A 21,677-nucleotide genomic window follows, 5' to 3' on the forward strand; every position below is an offset into this window, starting at 1 on the left:
CTCAGCCCCCCTGCATCGGTGCGAGCACTTCGAGCCGGTCGCCTTCGGTGAGCCGCGTCGCCGCGCGGTTGGCCCGGGGCACGAACTCTCCGTTCAGCGCGGTGGCGATGGCGGGATTGGCAAAGCCCAGCTCTGCCAGCGCGGCTGCGAGGTCCTGCGCGGCAATCTCATGCGGTTTCGCGTTGACGATGAGCTGCATCGGAGCCCTCCGGAAAGAAATGTTGCGTGACACGGGCCGCCATCGCAGGCGCAAGCAGGAAGCCGTGGCGATAAAGCCCGTTGAGATGAAGCGTCCCGCCGTGCCTCTCGAGGCGGGGCAGGTTGTCGGGATAGGCCGGGCGCAGCCCTGCCCCGGTCTCGATCACGCTCGCCTCGGCAAAGCCGGGATGCAGCGTGAAAGCGGCGCTGAGCATTTCGGTCAGCGAGCGCAGCGTGATCGGGCGCGTCGCGGCGCTTTCGATCATCGTCGCGCCGATCATGTAGACGCCCTGCCCGCCCGGCACGAGATAGAGCGGGATGCGCGGGTGCAGCAGGCGCAAGGTGCGGGTGATCTCGACCTCCGGGCAGTGCAGGATGGCCATCTCGCCGCGCACCGGGCGCAGGTCAGGCAGGTCGGCGGCAAAGCCGGTGCAATCGAGATCCACCTGCGCGGGGGCCGTGGTTCCCAACACGATCTCGACCCCGGCGTCACGCGCGGCCCGCGCCAGATCGCGCAGCGCGCGGCGCGGGTCGAGATGCGCCTCCTCCGCGAAATACAGCCCGCGTGCGAACCGCCCCGCGAGGGACGGCTCCATCTCTGTGATCGCCGCCTGATCGAGCGTGCGATGGCCGGAGGTGCGGCGGGCGAAGCGCGTCAGTTCCGCACTGTCGCGCGGAGGGGCGAGGACCAGCGTGCCGCGCCGCGTGACCGGCGTGATCTCGGCCCACCAGTCTGCCGCGCGCGCGCCCAGCGTGACCACTGCCTCTTCGGCGCTTTCGGCTTCGCACCACGGCGCCAGCATCCCGCCCGCATAGCGTGACACGCTGCCCGCCCCGATCTCCTCTGCCGCCTCGAAGACCCGCACCGCAGCCCCGGCGCGCGCCAGTTCGAGCGCCGAGGACAGCCCCGCGAGGCCGCCGCCTGCGATGGTGATCATTCGCCCGACCCCTTGAGGGGCACATAAAGCTCCCCGCCTTCGCGGAACTTGGCGGCCATGCTCTCCATCCCCTCTTTCTGCGCCTCGGCGCGGATGTCGTGCGAAATCCGCATCGAGCAGAATTTGGGCCCGCACATGGAGCAGAAATGCGCGACCTTGTGGGCCTCTTTCGGCATCGTCTCGTCGTGGAATTCGCGGGCGGTATCGGGGTCGAGCGAGAGGTTGAACTGGTCTTCCCAGCGGAACTCGAAACGCGCACGGCTCAACGCATCGTCGCGCCGCTGCGCGCCGGGCAGCCCCTTGGCCAGATCGGCGGCATGGGCGGCGATCTTGTAGGTGATCACGCCAGTCTTCACGTCGTCGCGGTCGGGCAGGCCCAGATGTTCCTTCGGCGTGACGTAGCACAGCATCGCGCAGCCGAACCAACCGATCATCGCCGCCCCGATCCCCGAGGTGATGTGGTCGTAACCCGGCGCGATATCCGTGGTCAGCGGACCGAGCGTGTAGAACGGCGCTTCGTGGCAGCACTCCAGCTGCTTGTCCATGTTCTCCTTGATCTTGTGCATGGCCACATGACCGGGCCCCTCGATCATCACCTGACAGTCCTTCGCCCAGGCGATCTTCGTCAGTTCGCCCAGCGTCTCCAGCTCAGCAAATTGCGCAGCGTCATTGGCATCCGCGATCGAGCCCGGCCGCAGCCCGTCGCCGAGGCTGAACGAGACGTCGTAGCGGCGGCAGATGTCGCAGATCTCTTCGAAATGCTCGTAGAGGAAGCTCTCCTTGTGGTGATGCAGGCACCATTTCGCCATGATCGAGCCGCCCCGGCTGACGATCCCGGTCACGCGCTCCACCGTCATTGGCACCATGTGCAGACGCACCCCTGCATGGATCGTGAAGTAGTCGACGCCCTGCTCGGCCTGTTCGATCAGCGTGTCGCGGAAGACCTCCCATGTCAGGTCCTCGGCGATCCCGTTCACCTTCTCCAGCGCCTGATAGATCGGCACGGTCCCGATCGGCACGGGGCTGTTTCGGATGATCCATTCGCGGGTGTTGTGGATGTTGCGCCCGGTCGAGAGGTCCATCACGGTGTCGGCGCCCCAGCGGATCGCCCAGACCAACTTGTCGACCTCTTCCTCCATCGAGGAGGTGACGGCCGAGTTGCCCATGTTGGCGTTGATCTTCACGAGGAAATTGCGCCCGATGATCATCGGCTCGGCTTCCGGGTGGTTGATATTGGCCGGGATGATCGCGCGGCCTGCGGCGATCTCGTCGCGCACGAAATCCGGCGTCACGTAATCGGGCAGGTTCGCGCCCCAGTCCTGCCCGTCGCGCGGTCCCACGGCCTCGCGCAGCTGGTTCTCGCGGATCGCGACGAACTCCATCTCGGGCGTGATGATGCCTGCGCGGGCATAGGCCAGCTGCGTCACCGCGCGGTCGCCCTTGGCCCGCATCGGTTGCCGCCTGACCGGGAATTCCGGCGTCAGCCGCGCCCCTTCGGCAAAGCCGTTATCCTCGGGTCGGACATCGCGCCCGGTATATCTCTCGACATCGCCGCGCGCCTCGATCCATGCCCGGCGCAGCGGCGCGAGACCGGCATTGATATCGGTCGTGACCTCGGGGTCGGTGTAAGGGCCCGAACTGTCATAGACCGGCAGCGGTGCTTCCCCGGCAGTGGGGTGCATGGCGATCTCGCGCATCGGCACGCGCAGACCTTCATGCAAAGCGCCCTCGACGTAGATCTTGCGCGACGCCGGCAGCGGACCGGTGGTGATCGTGGGGTTGGGAATGTTCATCGTTTCGGTGCTCCTCAAGCATTCGATCTCAGAGGACACCAATTGAGAGACGCTTGGGAAACCAAAGGCCGAACGGCCTTTTGTCATGGCCCGCAACGATAGAAAGACTCTTCCCGGTCTGCGCGCCTAGCTTCCTACGCCAGTATCAACTGGGTCAGGTTCAAAGGGTCGCGTCACCGGGTTTTCACCCTGTCAGCCTCTCAGTCCCCTAAGCGGGACTCCCCTGCGTGATCCTGTTGTAGGAGCCAAGTTCGAACCTGGCAAGGCGCGTCCGCGCGACTTCCGGCGGTCGTGATCGGCGCGCCCGGCGTCAGCGGTTCAAAAGCGCGCCGTCCATCCCAGCGAAACCCCCATCGCGGAACGCTGCCCGGGTTCGTAGACAAGCCCCGCGCCGAGACGACCGATCCCGGCCGTGCGCGAATAGCCGAACTGAAGGTCGGGCTCGGGTGCTGCGCTTTCGATATTCACCGAGGAGGCCGTCATCACCACCTTGTCGGAGCGCGTGTTTCCGACGGCGGCCCCGACGGCGGTCGGCACGCTCATCGTCATCTTGCCCGAGGCAAGCGAGATCGGCGTCGAAATCCCGATGGAGACACGATCATCGCCGGACAGAAACCCTCGCTTTGTCAGGCCCAAGGCATAGGCGTTCGAGTGCAGCCCGCTGCCGGAGCGAAGCAAACCGTCTCCGGAGAAGTTCGAACTGCCATTGGCCGCGGTGAACGCGAGAGAGGTGCCGTCACCGAGGGCGACGTTCATGCCGAGCTGAACGAAGCGGGTATCGCTGGACAGGCCGCCACCGAACGCGCCGCCCACCGAGGTTCCCAGGAAGCCGCCGTCTTCATGCAGGCTGCCGACGGTCATCGAGAGCTTGCCAACGCCAAACCGGGCACTGAGCGAGCCGGCGATGTAATGCGAGGTGATATCTCCAGCCCCGCCGCCTGCCTGCGAAATCGACGCCGACAGCCCGTCGCCGAGGCCGATTTCGTAATGCAGCGCGGATGTGGCATCGAAAGATTTCAGGTATGGCGCGGCCATCGCGGCGCTGTCGACCCAGCCTGTTCCGGCAATCGCGGAACCGTCGCCGCGCGACAGTGACAAGGTGCCGGTGCCCGCGCTCAGATTGATCGCATCCGTCCGTCCCATCGCGAAGGCTTCCGTCGCGGCTCGGGCGGCGCTGGCATCCGCGTAATCCGCCACGAAGCTGCTGGTCGGCACATGATAGCCCCGATCAAAGGCATCGGTGACGATCATTCGCTGGTTGGAGAGCGTCGCGCGCAGCGCCCCGGCCACGCCGCGGCTTGCGTTGATCGCGCTTAGGGCGGCGGGCACGGAGGGGCCGTCGAGAGAGCTGGTCGTCTCGACCTTCAGCGTCCCGGCAGGTGCCTGTGCCTGCCGCAGATTGAGCTCTCCCCAGCCATAAACCGGGTCGATTCCGACCGCGCCGAGATCGGTCGCGCTGGTCTCGAGGATCTGCACGATTTGCTGACCTGTCAGCTCGGGGAATTCGCTCTTGAGCACCGCGACCGCGCCGGTGACATAGGGCGTCGCCATGGAAGTCCCGCTCATGTAGGCGTAATCGCCGCCGAGATCGCTCGGATAGGTCGAGAGGATGTTCACGCCCGGCGCCGCGAGGCAGTAATTCATCGCCTCGCCGCAGCGGTTGGAAAAGCTCGCGATCTGATGGTTGCTGTCGACGGCCACGACGCCGAGGATCGAGCCGTCCATTTCCGGGAAGTATTCCGGCAGGCCGGCCATCACGCTGGGATTGGCGCCGCCGTCGTTACCCGCAGCGAACACGCTGACCATGCCCGCTTTCGCGGCTGCATCGAGCGCGTCGATCGTGGCCGACCCGAGCTGCAGACGGATCTGGTCGGCGCTCGAAAACTGGTCGATCGTAAGCGTCTTGTCCGTGCTGTCCACATAGGACCAGCTGTTGTTCATCGAGGCGGCCCCGGCCTTGACCGACCGCGTGATCGCATCCGCATAGCTGCCCGCGCGAACCGAGCCTCCGACGCCTTTCAGGATCATCAAGTTGGACCCCCAGGCGATCCCCTCGATCCCCTGCCCGTTCTGCACACCGGCGATGATCCCGGCCACGTGCGTGCCGTGCCCGTCCGTGTCGGCGACATCGGAACTGTTGTCGAAATAGCTGTAGGAGAGGGCACCATCGATATTGTCGGCGAGATCGGGATGGGTCACATCCGCCCCGGTGTCGTAGACCGACACGAGTGTGCCGAACCCGTAGGCCCCTTCAGCATAACGATACGCCGCCTCGGTCTGAGCGAGACCGCCGCTCGCGTAATATTCCTTGGTCTCGAAGCTGCTGACGCTGCCGCCGGTCCCAAGACGCGGCGCAATGCCCGGCGATGGCGGCTGTGTGTCGCTCGCGCCCGAAGAACCCGAGGAACCTCCGCCGCCCGCCCCCGCAGCCGCGGCCAGCCCCACCGCTCCGAGACCCAAGAGAAGCAGCATGCTGTTGGAGCCGGTCACCGTAGTGGAATTCGCGGCGATTCCCAGCGAAGAGGCGCCGGGCGCCGCGGGACGGTCCTGCACCAGCCCGTAGGAGACCGTCGCACGGCCCGCCAGCCGGATGCGCTCGCTGAGGTCCCGCGCATGGGCCGCGGTCACGACAAGCGACGTCAAAGCCGTCGCCGCCAGCAAATATCCGCCTTTCATCAAAAGCCCTTTCGCTGAAAATTCAGCCCGTTGAGAGGATATTCCGGTCATCTTTGCCGGCATGGGAGCTGCGTTCCTGTACGTCCCCACGCGCGTCGACAGCGCCTGTTTCCGGTGCCAATCCAACACGTCGGGATTTGTTGACGGCGATCTATCGCGCCACCGAGAACTCGTAAGGGGGGTCACTTTGAGGCGAACGAGGTGCCGACGATCCTTCGCCGAATGTCCCGATATCGCCTTCGCGAACGCCTTATGACCGAAATCGCGAAAGGGTGCCTGTCGGAAAAACGCCGAACACGAATAATTGAAGCCCGTCGCCAGTGGTCAGCAGGTCTGAACGGTGCCCTTCCGGCGCGGTCGCCGCGAGGCGTGCTTGAAAATCCGGCGCGCGGGTCCGACTATCGAGGGCGCAGCACGCAGGGATGGCTTGACGATGGAAGAGGACAGCGCCGGAGGCAGCCCCGCCTGCTTCGCCCATCTGCTGGTCGACGGTCACCCCGTCGATCCCGAGACCGCCCGCGACGTGGCGCGGTTCAGACGGGCCGAGCGCGCGCGGCTGCTCAAGTTGCGCACCCTGTGCGCGGACGATCGAGAGCGCGCGACCGCCTGCCTGATCGAAGGTCTCGACCGGATCGTCGCCCCCCGAGCGGGCCGGACCGTCGCCGTCTATTGGCCGATCCGGGGCGAGCCGGACCTGCGACCGTGGATGTGCAGGGTCCACGAGGCAGGGACGCAGATCCTGTTGCCCGTCGTCACCGCGAAAGATGCGCCGCTGGAATTCCACACTTGGAGCCCGGACTGCCGGATGGCGCGCGGCATCTGGAACATCCTCGTGCCGGCTTCTGGCGAACCCAGACGCCCGGACGTGGTGATCGCGCCGCTCGTGGGTGTCGACGAGACCCTTCACCGCCTCGGCAACGGCGGTGGCTATTACGACCGGACGCTGGCACGGATCGAGACGTCGCCGCGGACCATCGGCGTCGGGTTTGCGGGCTGCCAACTACCCACGATCTATCCGATGCCCTGGGACGTGCCGATGGACGAGGCGCTCTTGTCAGACGGGACGCACCTGAAGAGGTAGCGCGCTGGAGTATCTGCCTGTCAGGTGCCCCCCTCAACGTTCACCGATCGCCACGATCGGCAGCCCGCGACATTCAGCGCGTTCAGCGGGGACGTGCGCAGCCATGGCGCTTGACAGCGTCGGCGCGCGCGAGCATTCGGTCTAAAAAAAACGAAAATGCCGGAGGGTTTGCATCTTGCAGTTGACCAGACTTGTCTATTCATCCAGGCACCGCGATCTGCAGCCTGAAACCGTCGACGATATCCTCGAGAAATCCCGCATCAATAATTTGCGTGATGGCATCACGGGCGCCCTGATCGTCAGTGATCGCAGTTTCATGCAACTTCTCGAGGGTGAGCGGGACGCGGTCGCAAAATGTCTGCTCCGCCTGCTGGGCGATCCTCGGCACGACGATATCCGTATCTTATGTGCAGGGGACGCGGAACATCGCCTCTTCGCGGGATGGAGCATGCACCTGATCCAGACGTCCGGGATAAAACGGGAGATCCTGAGCCGCTACGAAATCGACGGCAGCTTCGCACCGGAAAAGATGACACAAGCGGCCATTGAGGATCTCTGCAAGGTTCTGTCGAAAGACGACTGGGAAGAAATCGCCGCCTAGCAGGGAACGACCTCGCCGATCGTTCCGAAGATACCAGCCTTCGTTGAGGCGTCCGCGCCTCCATCTCAAAAGGTTCGTCACGCCCCAGTGAGCGACATCCGCAGACCGGGGCCACCGCCCCGAGGAAGGTCATAGCGCGCGGATCACACGGATCTTCCCGGCTCTTTCCTTGGACAGCGCCAAAGTCCCGCTATGTCTACGAGGACTCTTCGAGGCGATGCGAAGGCGGAGAGACAGAAACGGGGCGCCGGTCGGAAGATCGTCGTGCCGATGGAATTGCGGCGTCCGGCTGTGCATTGCCGAGCCTGACGCACCAACAAGACGGAGATTTCAAGGTGAGTGATAGCGACGATTACGTGCCTCCCCGGGTATGGACTTGGTCTCAGGAAAGCGGCGGACGTTTCGCCAGCATCAACCGCCCCATTGCGGGGCCGACCCGTGACAAGTCGCTGCCCGTGGGCGAGCATCCCTTCCAGCTCTATTCCCTCGCGACTCCCAACGGTCAGAAGGTGACGATCATGTTCGAGGAGCTTCTCGAACTTGGTCACGAGGACGCGGAATACGACGCCTGGCTGATTGATATCAGCAAGGGTGACCAGTTCAGCTCCGGCTTCGTCGAGATCAACCCGAACTCCAAGATCCCGGCCCTGATGGACCGCTCCGGCCCCGAGCCGATCCGGGTCTTCGAATCCGGTGCGATCCTGACCTATCTGGCCGAGAAATTCGGGGCGTTCCTGCCGACCGAGCCGGCCAAGCGCGCCGAATGCCTGTCCTGGCTGTTCTGGCAGATGGGCAGCGGGCCCTATCTGGGCGGAGGTTTCGGGCATTTCTACGCCTACGCGCCGACCAAGATGGAATACCCGATCAACCGCTTCGCGATGGAGGTCAAACGCCAGCTCGACGTTCTCGACCGCCGCCTCGCCGAAACGGCCTATCTGGGGGGCGACGAGTACACCATCGCCGATATCGCGGTCTTCCCGTGGTATGGCGGGCTGGTGAAGGGATGGCTCTATGACGCGGCGGAGTTCCTGTCGGTGCATGAATACAAGAACGTGCTACGTTGGGCCGACACGATTTTCGAACGTCCTGCGGTGAAGCGGGGCCGAATGGTCAACCGCACGAACGGCGATCCGGCGGACCAACTCCACGAACGCCATTCCGCGCGCGACTTCGAGACGAAGACCCAAGACAAGGTCTGAGCGACCGACCCGTTTTGGATGATTTGGCCCCGGCGCAACTGTCGCGCCGGGGCCTTTGCATGAAGCGATATGAACGCGATCGCCACGAAACCGACCGGCACGAGGCCTGTCTTAGGGAACACGCGGCCTCCGGACCTGTTGTTTCTGAATGAGCAAGAAGATCGAACCATCGGCAAGCCACGCGGACAGGTCCGCGGCGACCTCGAATGACGCTCAAGCGGGGCCCGAAGCTGTCCCGACAATGATCGAGCGGCTGCAGCGGCTCACCGAGGGGCAAGAGACCATTACGCTCGGCGAACTGACCAGGGAAATCGGCTCGCAGGGCCATGCGCCGCTGCTGATGATCGCCGCGATCTTCATGATCCTCCCGGTCGGCATGATCCCCGGCATTGGCGGTGCGCTCGGGACTCTGGTCGCGCTTATCGGGTTCTACACGCTCCTCGGTCGAAACGGCATCTGGTTGCCGGGCTTCTTGGCCAAACGCGAGATCCCGGCGGACCGCGTTCGCAAGGCGGCCGAAAGACTGCGTCCGGCCGCTGACTGGTTGCGCAGGCATATGCATCGCAGATGGGAGCCCCTCGCCCGCGGCAACGTCTCGATCTCCGCGATCGCGGTGATCCTCATCGTGACCGGGGGATCCTTGCTTATCCTCGGGGCCATCCCGGTAACGGTTCCCTTGGTCGGGCTTCCGATCGCGGCGTTCTCGCTTGGGATTCTGGCGCGTGACGGGGTGATCGTGGCCGTCGGTTACGCATTGCTCCTGATCGCTGGCGGCGCCGTCTGGCTGATGCTCTGAGCCGCAATCGCAGCACCAGTTCGGGCCAAGGATCGCTTGATCCGGCCTCCCCCGCCTCCGCCTACACCACGTCCTCGGGCGCAAGGCGACAGGCCTTGGTGGGGTCTGTCTCGACTTGCAAGGTAGCGTGTCCGATCCCGTGATGTTCGTGCAGCTCATCGGCCGCGTTCAGCAGGAAAGCGTCATCGGGCCGACCCTCCGGCATCACCAGGTGGCAGGTAAGGGCCGTGTCCGTCGTGCTCAGCGCCCAGACGTGCAGATCGTGCAGGCTGGCGACACCGGGCAGGTTCTCCAGCCGGGCCCGCACGTCCTCCAGATCGATCCCCGGAGGCACGGTATCCATCGCCAGCTTCACGCTGTCGCGCAGCAGGCCCCATGTGCCCACCAGGATCACCGCGGCGATCACCAAGCTGAAAACCGGGTCCAGCCATTGCCAGCCGAACCACATGATCAGCAGCGCCGCGACGATCACACCTGCGGTGACGGCGGCGTCGGCGGCCATGTGCAGGAAGGCGCCCTTGATGTTGAGGTCGCTGTTGCGGCCGCGCATGAACAGAAGGGCGGTGCCGGTGTTGACGATCAGCCCCACCACGGCGACCCAGAGGATGGTGTCGCTGCCCACGGGCTGCGGGTCGAGCAGGCGGCGAACGGCCTCCCAGACGATGGCGCCGACCGCGACCAGAAGGATGACCGCATTCGCCAGGGAGGCGAGGATCGGCGCGCGTTTGTAGCCATAGGTCTTGCGTCCCGAGGGCGGCTTGCGCTCCAGCCAGGTCGCGAACCAGGCGATGGCGAGGCCGAACACGTCCGACAGGTTATGCCCGGCATCGGCCAGCAGCGCGAGCGAGCCCGAGATCAGACCGAAGGCGGCCTCAAGACAGACGTAGAGCGTATTCAGTGCAATGCCGATGGCAAACGCCTTGCCGAATGTCGCCGGCGCATGAGAATGCCCCGGTCCGCCATGTCCATGGTCGTGGCTGTGACTGTGGTCGTGTGCCATGTCGGCGCGTGTTCCGGCGTTGCTGCTGAGCTCGTGGAGGCAACGACGGAAGGGGCCGAAGGTTCCTTGGCCTGGGTCCGGCCCCGTGGCGCATCGGGCGCGGAGCCATGGCAAAGGTTCGCATAGCCTGGTGGAGACGGCGAGCGAAGCCTCGCGATGACGCCACTTTGCGAAAGGCGTGCTGCAGGCGGAGGCTCCGTGGTCATTTCGTCCCGCGGAGCCTTCCGCGAGCATAGCATAGACCCGCGAGACAGCCGCGCCTCACGCCCTGCCCCGCCTGCCCGGATTCAGCGCCGGTTCATCGCATCGCGCAGCGCCGCGCCGAAGGCACCATTGCCGCTGTCTTTTGCTGGCGCCTTGCCTTGCCCCTTGCCGGCCCCTTTGCCACGGGGGCCTTGCGGGCCGGGTTTACCCCGATCCTGCCCCTTGTCTTGCCGCGCCGGGCCGTTGCCCCGCGCAGGAGCGCCGCCCTCGGATTGCTTGCGCATCGACAGGCCGATCCGTTTGCGCGGGATGTCGACCTCGGTCACGCGCACGCGCACCACGTCGCCCGCCTTCACCACCTCATGGGGATCCTTCACGAAGCGATCGGCGAGCTGGCTGACATGCACCAGACCGTCCTGATGCACGCCGATATCCACGAAAGCGCCAAAGGCTGCGACGTTGGTCACGGTGCCCTCGAGGCTCATACCCGGCTTGAGATCCTTGATGTCCTCGACCCCGTCGGTGAATTGCGCGGTCTTGAAGGTGGGGCGCGGATCGCGACCGGGTTTTTCCAGTTCCGCGAAGATATCGCGAATGGTGGGCAGGCCGAACTCGTCGGTCACGAACTGCTCTGCACGCAGGCCTTTCAACGCCGTCGGCTGGCCCATGATCTCGCGGATGTCGCGGCCGCAGCTTTGCACGATCTGGCGCGCGACCGCGTAGGCTTCGGGGTGGACGGACGAGGCATCGAGCGGCTCTTCGCCATCGCGGATACGCAGGAAGCCCGCGCATTGCTCGAAGGCTTTGGGGCCGAGCCCCGCCACTTCCATCAGCGCGCGGCGCGAGGGGAAGGCGCCATGCGCGTCGCGATGCGCGACGATGGCCTGAGCCAGCGCGGGACCAAGCCCCGCCACCTGCGCCAGAAGCGGCGCGGAGGCCATGTTCAGGTCCACGCCCACCGCGTTCACCGCATCCTCGACGACCGCCTCCAGCGCCTGCGACAGGCGGCGCTGATCCACGTCGTGCTGATATTGCCCGACGCCGATGCTCTGCGGTTCGATCTTCACGAGTTCCGCGAGCGGGTCCTGCAAGCGCCGCGCGATCGAGACCGCGCCGCGCAAGCTGACATCCAGATCGGGGAATTCGCGCGCGGCCAGTTCCGAAGCCGAATAGACCGACGCCCCGGCTTCCGAGACCACCACTTTCGTCGGTGCGCGCACACCCGGCGGCAGCAGCTTCAGGGTATCCGCAACCATCCGTTCAGTCTCGCGGCTGGCGGTGCCGTTGCCGATCGCGATCAGCTCGATCCCGTGGCGCTTGACCATGTCGATGATCTTCGCCTCGGCGCCGCGCAGATCCATCTTCGGCTGGAACGGGTAGAGCGTCGCGGTCTCCAGAAGCTTGCCGGTCGCATCGACCACCGCCGCCTTCACCCCGGTGCGGATGCCCGGATCGAGGCCGAGCGTCGCGCGCGGACCGGCCGGGGCAGCCAGCAGCAGGTCATGCAGGTTGCGCGCGAAGACTTTGATCGCCTCGTCATGGGCGCGCTGACGCAGCTCGCCCAGCAGATCGACATAGAGTGAGACCGAGAATTTCACCCGCCACGCCCACCGCGCCACGTCGCGCAGCCACAGATCGCCCGGGCGTCCGGCCTGCGTGTCGAGGGTCGCTGCGATCTTGCCGATCGCGCGGTCTTCACCGGTCTCCGGATCGGGCGCGATCTCCATCGTCACGATCTCTTCCTTCGCGGCGCGCAGGATGGCGAGTGCCCGGTGGCCGGGAATGTCGGCCCATTTCTCGCGATGGTCGAAGTAATCCGAAAACTTCGCGCCCGCCTCTTCCTTGCCCGGCACGACGCGCGCGGCGATGAAGGCCTCGGCGCGCATGAAATCGCGCAAATTGCCAAGCAGCTCGGCGTTTTCCGACAGTTCCTCGGTCAGGATGTCGCGCGCGCCGGTCAGGGCGTCCTTCACCGTCGGCACCGCCTCGGTCACGTATTCTTCCGCCAGCACTTCAGGCGCGGCGTGCCGGTCTTCCTGAATGGCGCGCAACAGCGGCTCCAACCCGTTCTCGCGCGCGATCATCGCCTTGGTGCGGCGCTTGGGCTTGAAGGGCAGGTAGATATCCTCGAGCGCCGCCTTGCTTTCGGCCCGCGCGATCGAGCGCGCCAGATCGTCGGTCAGCTTGCCCTGCGCGCGGATCGAGTTGAGGATCGTCTCGCGCCGCGCCTCCATCTCGCGCAGGTAACCCAGCCGTTCCGAGAGCGTCCGCAGCTGCGTATCGTCGAGCCCGCCCGTGACCTCCTTGCGGTAGCGAGCCACGAAGGGCACGGTCGCCCCGCCATCGAGAAGCCCGATCGCCGCGGTCACCTGCGCGGGCTGCGCCGCGATATCCGTGGCAATGGTCTGCGCGATGCGGGCTTGGACGGGGGCGGAATCGGTGTGGGCCAAGGCTGTCTCCTGAAAGTCGGGCCGCCAGCAATACCCGCCTCCTCGAGCGGGGAAAAGGGGCAAGGCCGGGGGCGGGCCGGATTGCGCTGGTCTGTTGACGGACGGATCGGTTCGATATGGGGGTTTGCAGGGAGATTGGCTGCGCCTCTTGTCGCGAAGGCTTTTCATCCGACGCAGTTAGCGTGGTTCGGGACTCCGTTTCAGGCCTTGAGACGAAAATCGGACAGGAAAGCGGCCAGCGCGGAGACCGCCTGCCCCATATCGCCGGCGCTCGCATATTCGGCCGGGTTATGGCTGATCCCGCCCTTGCAGCGCAAAAACAGCATCGCGATCGGACAGAGATCGGCCATGGCGGAAGCGTCATGCGTGGCCCCCGAGGGCAGCTCCGGCGCGGCCTCTCCGGTCACGTTGCGCACAGCTGCGGCGAGCCCCTCTCGCAGCGCTGCATCGCAGGCTTGGGCGGGCTGCGCATAGGTCTTCTCGATCTCGATCTGCGTAGCCGTCGCCTCCGCGATCTGCGCGCAGAGCGGGCCAAGCGCCGCGCCCATTGCGGCACGGGCCGGGTCTTCGGCGGCGCGGATCTCGATAGTCAGATCAACCCGCGCGGGAATCGCGTTGACCACGTTGGGCGAGACATCGAGCTGCCCGACCGTCGCCCGGATACCGTGATCGCGCGCCATATCGTGCACGCCGCGCACCAGATTCGAGGCTGCCAGCAGCGCGTCGTGGCGCATCTCCATCGGCACGGTGCCCGCATGTCCCGCCTCGCCGGTGATCGTGACGCGATGCCGCTCGATCCCGGAAATCGCGGTGACGACGCCGAGCGGCTTGTCTTCGCCCTCAAGCACCGGGCCCTGTTCGATATGCAACTCCACATAGCCCGCGACACTGACCGGATCGCGCGCCAGCGCCGCCGTGCCCTCCGGGTCTCCGCCAAAGGCCTCGAGCGCCGCGCCGAGGCTTACGCCCGTCTTGTCCACCATCGCGAAAACGGACGGGTCGAGCGTGCCGGCCAAGGCGCGCGGTCCGATCAGCGCGGTCGGGAAACGCACGCCTTCCTCATCAGCGAAGGCCAGCACTTCCACGGAAAACGGCAGCGCTCGATCGCCAATCGCCTCGAGCGCCAGGCATCCCAGCGCCACCCCCATGATCCCGTCGAACGCACCACCGTGACGCACGCTGTCCTGATGAGAGCCGATCAGCAGCGTGGGTGCCCCCTCAGGCCCTTCCTTCCGCCCGATCAGCGTGCCCGCCGCATCGAGCGTGACCTTGCAGCGCGCTTTCTGCATCCAATCCGTGATGATCTCCAGCGCCGCCTCGTGCTCGGGACCGAAAGGCAGCCGGGTCACGCCGGGACCGGGCTCGGAAACTTTCGCGATCGTCTCCAGCCGCTCTTGCGCTACTGCACCCCAATCCTGCATGGCACCACCTCTATTTATCATGATAAATAGTTGTCTACTCTTTTGATGTGAATTGGTCTAGGAGAAACGCCAGTGTGTTTCCCCAACAGAGATCCGATGCCCCGCAAGCCCGCCACCGAACCGAGACGCTCTCGCCCCGCCCGCGTCGCCGATCAGATCAAGGACTGGGTTGTCGCGCAGCGCCTGAAGAAGGGCGATCGCCTGCCTGGCGAGACGGAGATGATCGAACGGTTCGGCATGGCCAAGGGCACGATCCGGGAGGCGATGCGACTGCTGGAGGCCCAGGGACTGGTGACCACGCGCACCGGGCCGGGCGGCGGTTCATTCGTGGGGGAAGTCAGCGAAGAACGCGCCAGAGCGCTTCTCGGCAACTACTTCTATTTCAAGGATCTCACCGTCGCGGATATCTACCAGATCCGCCGTGCGCTGGAGCCCGAGGTGGCGGCTAGTCTTGCCGGCAGGCTGGCCCCCGACGATCTGGCCGAGCTGGAAGCGCTGGTCGCGCGCTACTCCGTCCCTGCATCCACGCCCGAGGAAGAACGCGAGCAGCATGTGCAATCTCTGCAGTTCCACGCAGCGCTGGCAAGGCATTCAGACAATCCGCTCCTGTCCTTCCTGATCCGCTTCATGGCGCAGATCCTGTCGGACCTGACGGTCTACAAAAAACTATACGCCCCGCCCAATCGCGAGCTTTGGGAGAGCGGGCGCAACCACCAGATCGCCCTGATCGACGCCCTGCGCGAGGGCCGCGCCGAGGACGCCCGCAAGATCATGGCCGATCACATGGCCACCGCCCAGCGCTTCATGGAGGCGCAGGAGGCGGAGGTGATGAAACGGTTCATCGCCGAGTGACGCGGGTTTTCGCGCCGAGCGCCGCGCCCGAGCCTCGGGTGGGCGCTTTGCAACTCGTGTCGCTTAGTGACTTTTTTCGCAAATCCGAGAATCGGTGATGCCTGCGCCAACGCCGCCAATGCGCCCTTCCGGGGGGGGGGGGGAGGGTTGGGCGCGGCTCGGGGCCGGTCGCCCCGCGCCAAGTTCCGACCTATTCCGTCCCGGTCTCGGGCAGCGGGAGGGGTTCGGGCTCGACCAGATCGGGTGCACGATAGGGATCGTCGAGGGTCGGCACGACACGCGTCCAGCCGTGATAGGGCTCGGCCCGGGCGGCGGCGAGCAGGTCGGCCAGATCTTCGAGCGGTTTGGCGGAGCGGTCGATGCGCAGCGTCAGCGGCGTGACTGCACGCGAGGCAACCAGCAACGCTGCCGAGAGCAAGCCGCGACTGTCGCCCCCTGCCCGCGCGCCCGCGACGAGGGCCGCCATCAACCGGTCGGGCATCGCGCCCTTCGTTGACAGGTAGGTATCGCGCACCGCGGCGATTACCGACCAATCGGCGAGCATATTGCCCGAGACCACCACGCCCGGCCCTTCCAGCGCACCACAGACCGGAACCGACATTTCCCCGGTAAAATGGCCCGTGTTCCCGTGCAGATCGATCGCGGCCAGTTGGCGGTGGGCGCGTCCGGTATCCGGGTCCGTCACCTGGGCCACGGCGTCGCCGGCGGACATCCCTGTCTTCATCTTCTCCAGCACATCCTCGCCCCAGAGTGTCGATGGCGCGGTGCCCTGGCTTGCCGACAATCCCGATTCGGCCCCGCCGCGCAGCACCCAGCCGCCGACGCACAGGCTGCCCGTCATGGCCGCCCCGCCAAAGGTGCCTGATTTTTCGTCATATGCCAGAATTGATATCGTCACGGCGGAACTCCGTTGATCTGCGCTCTTGCATTTATCATGATAATTTGCCCTCATGCAATCATCACCAATAAAAATCAGCCATGCTGAACAGGAGAGGTAACATGACGAAACTCACCCTTACGCGGCGCGGTCTTCTGATCTCGGGCGTGGCGACGGGCGTCCTGATGGGAACCGGTCTGCCCTCGATGGCGGCGACCCCGCCAGGCGTTCTGGTCGTCGGCCAGATCGCGGAACCCAAGGCGCTCGATCCGGCGGCCGTCACCGCTGTGAACGACTTCCGCATCCTGATGAATCTCTATGACGGGCTGGTGCGCTACAAATCCGGCACGCTCGAAGTCGAACCGGCCCTCGCCGAGAGCTGGGACATCTCCGACGATGGCAAGACCTACACGTTCCATCTGCGTCAGGGCGTGAAATTCCATGACGGCTCGGATTTCGACGCCGAGGCGGTGAAGTTCAACTTCGAGCGGATGCTCGACGAGAACCACCCCTATTACCACACCGGCCCCTTCCCGCTCGCTTTCTTCTTCTCGAGCGTGGACACGATCGACGCGAAAGACCCCCAAACCGTGGTGTTCACGCTGAAAGAGCCCTATGCGCCCTTCCTGTCGAACCTCGCCTATCCGACGGGGCTGATCGTCTCGCCGACGGCGGTGAAGAAATTCGACAAGGATTTCGGCCGCAACCCGGTCGGCACGGGACCCTTCACCTTCAAGGAATGGCGCCCCAACGAGGCCGTCGTGGTCGAGGGCAACCCCGACTACTGGGACACGCCTACCTCGCTAAAGGCGGTCATCTTCCGCCCGATCACGGATGCCAATACCCGCGTGGCCGAGATGCTGGCGGGCGGGATCGACCTGATGGTCGAGGTGCCGCCCGTGGCGCTCAAGGAGTTCCAGAACGACAAGTATCACCTTGTGGAGCAGGCGGGGCCGCATCTGTGGTTCCTGATCCTCGATTGCGCCAAGGGGCCGTTCAAGGACAAGAAGGCCCGTCAGGCCGCGAACTACGCGATCAACAAGGAAGCGATCGTCAACGACGTGCTCGAAGGCACGGCGACGGTCGCCAACGGCCCGACGCCCGCGGCCTTCGCCTGGGCGCATGACGACAGCCTCGACCCCTATCCCTACGATCCGGAGAAAGCCAAGGCGCTTCTGAAAGAGGCTGGCGTGGCCGAGGGCACGGAGGTGACCTTCTACGTCACCGATGGCGGCTCGGGGATGCTCGACCCGGTGGCGATGGGCACCGCGATCCAGGCCGACCTGAAGGCGGTGGGGCTGAACGCAAAGATCGAAACCTTCGAGTGGAACACCTTCCTAGGCAAGGTGAACCCGGGGCTCGACTCGAACGGGCAACATGTCGACATGGCCGAGATGGCATGGATGACGAACGACCCCGACACCCTGCCCTATCTTGCGCTGCGCACCGATGCCTGGCCCGACAAGGGCGGGTTCAACTCGGGCTATTACTCGAACCCCGAGGTCGACAAGCTGCTTGAAGAGGCGCGCACCGCGACCGATCAGTCCAAGCGCGCCGAGCTCTACAAGAAGATGCAGCAGATCGTGCATGACGACGCGCCTTGGGTCTTCGTGGCGAACTGGAAGCAGAACGCGGTGACCAATGACAAGGTGTCGGACTTCACGCTGCAGCCCTCGTTCTTCCTGCTCCTCAAGGACGTGACTAAGGCCTGATCTTTCCGGGGTGCGCGGGCCACGACAGGCCCGCGCACCCCTTTTTCCATCCTTTGCGCGTCACCCAAAGGGAGACCAATGGGCAGCTATATCCTCAAACGGCTCTTGCTGGCGGTGCCGGTGATCCTCGGGATCACGGTGATCGTTTTCCTGATCATGGCGATGATCCCGGGCGACCCGGCCACCGCGATCCTTGGAAGCTATGCCACCCCCGAGAACGTGGCGCGGCTGAACCGCGATCTGGGCCTCGATCAGCCCTTGGTGGCGCGCTATTTCATCTGGCTGGGGAACATGCTCCACGGCGATTTCGGGCAGAGCTTCTCGCTCAACCGTCCCGTTATCGACGAGGTGCTGGAGCGGTTCAACAACACGCTGATCCTCGCGGGCACCTCCTTCGTTCTATGCACGGTTTTCGGCATTCTCGCAGGCGTAATTTCGGCCGCGCGTCAGTATGGATTCGCCGACAAGGCAATCACCTTCGTGGTGCTTCTGGGCATCTCGATCCCGTCCTTCTTCCTCGGAATGATGATGATCCTGATCTTTGCGGTGGACCTGCAATGGCTGCCGGTCTCGGGGATGTATGCGATCTATGGCGGCGGCGACCTGCCCGACCTGATCCATCATCTCACGATGCCCGCGCTGGCACTTGCGGTAGTGGCGACCGGCGTGGTGGCGCGGCTGTCGCGCTCGGCCATGCTGGAGGTGCTGCGGCAGGATTTCATCCGCACCGCGCGCGCCAAGGGTGTGAAAGAGGGCCGCGTGATCTGGGGCCATGCGCTCCGTGCGGCGATGGTCTCGATCATTCCGGTGCTGGGCATTCAGGCGGGCTTCGTGCTGTCGGGCGCGGTCTATATCGAGATCGTTTTCCAGTGGCCCGGCATCGGGCGGATGCTGGTCGATGCGATCTTGCAGCGCGACATCCTGCTCGTCCAAGGCGGCGTCGTCTTCGTCGCCAGCTGCTATGTCATCTTCAACATCATCGTCGATGTCGCCCAGAGCCTTCTAGACCCGAGGATCAAGACATGAGCGCGTTCTTCAAACTTCTCGCGCGCAACCGTCTGGCGCTGGGGGGGCTGATCGTGATGGGACTGGTGGTTCTGATGGCGCTGATCACGCCGCTGCTGCCGCTCGCCGATCCGGATGCGACGAACACCGCGAACCGCTTCCTGCCGCCGTTTTCCGAGGGCGCGTTTCTGGGCACGGATGCATTGGGGCGCGATCTGCTCTCTCGGCTTCTCTGGGGCACGCGGTTGTCGCTGGCCGTGGGCTTTGCCGCCGCGCTTTTCGCGGCCGTCGCGGGCGCTGCGGTCGGCATCATCGCGGGCTTCTATGGCGGGCGGACCGACAACATCATCATGCGCGCCGTCGATATGCTGATGGCGTTCCCGTATATCCTGCTGGCGCTGGCGATCGTGGCCGCTCTCGGCCCCGGCCTCGTGAATGCGTTGATCGCGGTGGCGGTGGTCAATATCCCCTTCTTTGCGCGCAACATCCGCGGCATCACCGTGGGCCTCGCACATAAGGAATTCGTCGATGCGGCGAAGCTCGCGGGCATGTCCAATGCACGCATCATCACCTCGGAGGTCCTGCCCAACGTGGTGCCCGTCATCGTGATCGCGATGTCCACAACGATCGGCTGGATGATCCTCGAGACCGCCGGCCTGAGCTTCCTCGGCCTCGGCTCGCAGCCGCCGCAAGCCGATCTCGGGAGCATGCTGGGCGAGGCGCGCTCGGCGCTGATTACCAACCCGCATACCTCGGTCTTTCCCGGCCTCATGATCCTGATTATCGTGATGAGCATCAACCTGCTGGGCGACGGCGTGCGCGACGCGCTCGACCCGCGGCTGAAATCGGGCGCGCTGAGCCGTCCGATGGCCGCGACCCGCGTTGAACGCAAGGACCGTCCTGCGCCCGAACAGCCGACCGACGGCATCCTGAGCCTCGAGGACCTGCACACCCAGTTCCAAGTGAAGGACCGCATCTACAAGGCTGTTTCGGGCGTCTCGCTTTCGGTCAAACCTGGCGAATGTCTCGGGGTGATCGGCGAGAGCGGCTCGGGGAAATCGGTGACGGCACTGTCGATCATGGGGCTCGTGGCGTCACCGCCCGGCGTCATCACCGGGGGCGCTGCACGCCTTGAAGGCCGCGACATGATCGGCGCGCGCTATGGCGATCTGCGAAGTCTACGCGGTCGCCGCGTCGCCTATATCTTCCAGGACCCGCTGGCGACGCTCCACCCGCTCTACAAAGTTGGCGATCAACTGGTGGAAGCGATCTCGTGTCATCACCCGATCTCGAAATCCGAAGGGCGCGAAAAGGCGATCGAACTCCTGAAATCCGTGCGCATCCCCAATGCGGAGAGCCGCGTGGACAGCTATCCGCATGAGATGTCGGGCGGCATGCGTCAGCGCGTCGGCATCGCGATGGCGCTGGCCAACGACCCGGACGTGATCATCGCGGACGAGCCCACCACCGCGCTCGACGTGACGGTGCAGGCGCAGATCCTTTCGCTGCTCGACGATCTGCGGCGGGAACGCGGGCTCGCGATCATTTTCATTACCCATGATTTCGGCGTCGTGGCCCAGCTGTGCGACCGCGTGGCGGTGATGTATGCGGGCCGGATCGTCGAGGAAGGCCCGACGATGGAGATCCTGCGCGCGCCCGCCCACCCCTACACGTCGCGCCTGATCGCCTGCGTGCCCGAACTGGGCGAGGGCAAACGCAAGCTCGAGGCGATCCCGGGCCTGCCGCCTTCGGTTGACAATCTGCCGGCAGGCTGTGCCTTTGCGGATCGCTGTCTGAAGGCGCAACCAGCCTGCAAAGAAGGCGAGATACCGCTCGAGGGGACCGGATCGCGCACCGTGCGCTGCCTCTATCCCGAGCCCCGTTTCGCGGAGGAGACCGCATGAGCATCGCCCTGCAGATCACCGACCTGTCGAAGACCTTCCCCGTCGGCAAGAAGCTGTTCGGCGGCACGAAAGGAGCCGTGAAAGCGGTCCACCCGATGACGCTGAGCGTGCAGACAGGCGAGACGCTCGGCATCGTGGGCGAGTCCGGCTGCGGCAAGTCCACGCTGGCGCGGATGTTGGTGGGCCTCCTGCCGCCCACCACAGGCACGATCGAAATCGAGGGCTCGGCCCTCGACAACGCGGACCCGGCCGAATTCGGCAAGCGCATCCAATATGTATTTCAGGACCCGATCAGCAGTCTCAACCCGCGCAAGACGATCCGGCAGATCATGGATGCGCCGCTGAAGCTATTGTACGGAATGGACCGCGCCGCGCGCGAGAAACGTATTCTCGAGATTTTCGACAGCGTGAACCTGCGCGCCGATTTCCTCGATCGGTATCCGCATGAGTTCTCCGGCGGTCAGGCGCAGCGCATCGGCATCGCACGCGCGCTTGCGGCGCAGGCCCGTATCCTGATCCTCGATGAACCCGTCTCCGCGCTCGATGTCTCGGTGCAGGCACAGGTGCTGAACCTGCTGGCCGATCTGAAACGCGAATTCGGACTGACCTACCTGTTCATCAGCCACGATCTGGCAGTGGTCGAGGCGGTCAGCGACCGGATCGCGGTTCTCTATTTTGGCTCGGTGGTCGAGGAAGGCCGGGCCGAGGAGATTTTCGCCCATCCGCGCCACCCCTACACGAAGCTGCTGGCGGAAAGTGCGCCCGTAGTCGGTCGCGCGCTATCGGACCCGGAGCAGGGCCAAGCGGAACTGCCGAACCCGCTCAATCCGCCGAAGGGCTGCGCCTTCGCAAAACGCTGTCCTTATGCGAGCGAGCAATGCCTCGGCGCTCCCCCGCCCCTGACCGAAATGGGCGCCGATCAGAGGGTCGCCTGCTATCACCCCCTGCCGACACCCGGGCACCTCTGACA

General features: G+C 65.2%; 17 protein-coding genes and 1 riboswitch. Of the genes, 9 read left to right on the top strand and 8 right to left on the bottom strand.

Annotated features, from left to right (window positions below):
• Position 1: 1 nt before the first annotated feature.
• The 4 genes from thiS to DEM26_RS12510 all read right to left on the bottom strand — a co-directional run bounded on the left by thiS (position 2) and on the right by DEM26_RS12510 (position 5,605).
• The gene (gene thiS / locus DEM26_RS12495; protein WP_109172538.1) at positions 2–199 is read right to left on the bottom strand and encodes a sulfur carrier protein ThiS; all 198 of its coding nucleotides are present in this window, start codon (positions 197–199) and stop codon (positions 2–4) included.
• On the bottom strand, positions 168–1,136 hold the full coding sequence (locus DEM26_RS12500) for an FAD-dependent oxidoreductase (RefSeq protein WP_109172539.1): 969 nt from the start codon (positions 1,134–1,136) through the stop codon (positions 168–170). Before DEM26_RS12500 ends, thiS begins: the two co-directional genes overlap by 32 nt.
• The gene (gene thiC, locus DEM26_RS12505; protein ID WP_109172540.1) at positions 1,133–2,929 is read right to left on the bottom strand and encodes a phosphomethylpyrimidine synthase ThiC; all 1,797 of its coding nucleotides are present in this window, start codon (positions 2,927–2,929) and stop codon (positions 1,133–1,135) included. The genes DEM26_RS12500 and thiC overlap by 4 nt, the downstream gene beginning before the upstream one ends.
• A gap of 114 nt (positions 2,930–3,043) precedes the next feature.
• Positions 3,044–3,164: riboswitch (TPP riboswitch) on the bottom strand.
• A gap of 83 nt (positions 3,165–3,247) precedes the next feature.
• A complete protein-coding gene (locus tag DEM26_RS12510; protein WP_158275120.1) occupies positions 3,248–5,605 on the bottom strand; it encodes a S8 family peptidase in 2,358 nt (785 codons plus the stop codon).
• A 433-nt stretch (positions 5,606–6,038) separates the two neighbouring features.
• Here DEM26_RS12510 and DEM26_RS12515 point away from each other — a divergent pair, with 433 nt between their 5' ends.
• From DEM26_RS12515 to DEM26_RS12530, 4 genes are all read left to right on the top strand, one after another.
• On the top strand, positions 6,039–6,686 hold the full coding sequence (locus tag DEM26_RS12515) for a 5-formyltetrahydrofolate cyclo-ligase (protein ID WP_109172542.1): 648 nt from the start codon (positions 6,039–6,041) through the stop codon (positions 6,684–6,686).
• A 175-nt stretch (positions 6,687–6,861) separates the two neighbouring features.
• Positions 6,862–7,287: a BLUF domain-containing protein gene (locus DEM26_RS12520; RefSeq protein ID WP_158275121.1), complete on the top strand. Its 426-nt coding sequence runs from the start codon at positions 6,862–6,864 to the stop codon at positions 7,285–7,287.
• 335 nt (positions 7,288–7,622) lie between these two features.
• Positions 7,623–8,486, top strand: a complete 864-nt coding sequence (gene yghU, locus DEM26_RS12525) for a glutathione-dependent disulfide-bond oxidoreductase (RefSeq protein WP_109172544.1) — start codon at positions 7,623–7,625, stop codon at positions 8,484–8,486.
• 148 nt (positions 8,487–8,634) lie between these two features.
• Positions 8,635–9,282 (top strand): exopolysaccharide biosynthesis protein, encoded by a 648-nt coding sequence (locus DEM26_RS12530; RefSeq protein WP_109172545.1) that lies wholly within the window; start codon positions 8,635–8,637, stop codon positions 9,280–9,282.
• A gap of 61 nt (positions 9,283–9,343) precedes the next feature.
• Here the strand turns inward: DEM26_RS12530 and DEM26_RS12535 are convergent, their stop codons facing one another.
• The 3 genes from DEM26_RS12535 to DEM26_RS12545 all read right to left on the bottom strand — a co-directional run bounded on the left by DEM26_RS12535 (position 9,344) and on the right by DEM26_RS12545 (position 14,357).
• Positions 9,344–10,282, bottom strand: a complete 939-nt coding sequence (locus DEM26_RS12535) for a cation diffusion facilitator family transporter (RefSeq protein ID WP_109172546.1) — start codon at positions 10,280–10,282, stop codon at positions 9,344–9,346.
• A gap of 287 nt (positions 10,283–10,569) precedes the next feature.
• Positions 10,570–12,936 carry a Tex family protein gene (locus tag DEM26_RS12540; RefSeq protein ID WP_109172547.1) on the bottom strand — a complete coding sequence of 789 codons (2,367 nt, stop codon included), beginning with the start codon at positions 12,934–12,936 and terminating at the stop codon, positions 10,570–10,572.
• Positions 12,937–13,136: 200 nt separating this feature from the next.
• Positions 13,137–14,357 (bottom strand): M20 family metallo-hydrolase, encoded by a 1,221-nt coding sequence (locus DEM26_RS12545; protein ID WP_109172548.1) that lies wholly within the window; start codon positions 14,355–14,357, stop codon positions 13,137–13,139.
• A 96-nt stretch (positions 14,358–14,453) separates the two neighbouring features.
• Here DEM26_RS12545 and DEM26_RS12550 point away from each other — a divergent pair, with 96 nt between their 5' ends.
• The gene (locus tag DEM26_RS12550) at positions 14,454–15,209 is read left to right on the top strand and encodes a FadR/GntR family transcriptional regulator (protein WP_109172549.1); all 756 of its coding nucleotides are present in this window, start codon (positions 14,454–14,456) and stop codon (positions 15,207–15,209) included.
• A 190-nt stretch (positions 15,210–15,399) separates the two neighbouring features.
• Here DEM26_RS12550 and DEM26_RS12555 read toward each other — a convergent pair whose 3' ends face one another.
• Positions 15,400–16,161: a DUF1028 domain-containing protein gene (locus DEM26_RS12555; protein ID WP_255415030.1), complete on the bottom strand. Its 762-nt coding sequence runs from the start codon at positions 16,159–16,161 to the stop codon at positions 15,400–15,402.
• Between the two features lie 47 nt (positions 16,162–16,208).
• Between DEM26_RS12555 and DEM26_RS12560 the strand changes: the two genes are divergently transcribed.
• From DEM26_RS12560 to DEM26_RS12575, 4 genes are all read left to right on the top strand, one after another.
• Positions 16,209–17,798 (top strand): ABC transporter substrate-binding protein, encoded by a 1,590-nt coding sequence (locus DEM26_RS12560; RefSeq protein ID WP_088720597.1) that lies wholly within the window; start codon positions 16,209–16,211, stop codon positions 17,796–17,798.
• 78 nt (positions 17,799–17,876) lie between these two features.
• Complete coding sequence (locus DEM26_RS12565) at positions 17,877–18,824, top strand: ABC transporter permease (protein ID WP_075777258.1); 948 nt, start codon at positions 17,877–17,879, stop codon at positions 18,822–18,824.
• The gene (locus DEM26_RS12570) at positions 18,821–20,707 is read left to right on the top strand and encodes a dipeptide/oligopeptide/nickel ABC transporter permease/ATP-binding protein (protein WP_109172551.1); all 1,887 of its coding nucleotides are present in this window, start codon (positions 18,821–18,823) and stop codon (positions 20,705–20,707) included. The genes DEM26_RS12565 and DEM26_RS12570 overlap by 4 nt, the downstream gene beginning before the upstream one ends.
• Positions 20,704–21,675 carry an ABC transporter ATP-binding protein gene (locus tag DEM26_RS12575; protein WP_109172552.1) on the top strand — a complete coding sequence of 324 codons (972 nt, stop codon included), beginning with the start codon at positions 20,704–20,706 and terminating at the stop codon, positions 21,673–21,675. Before DEM26_RS12570 ends, DEM26_RS12575 begins: the two co-directional genes overlap by 4 nt.
• The last annotated feature ends 2 nt before the right edge of the window (positions 21,676–21,677 follow it).

Origin of the sequence: Thioclava sp. NG1 (assembly GCF_003122275.1) — a bacterium.
GTDB classification, from domain to species: Bacteria; Pseudomonadota; Alphaproteobacteria; order Rhodobacterales; family Rhodobacteraceae; genus Thioclava; species Thioclava nitratireducens.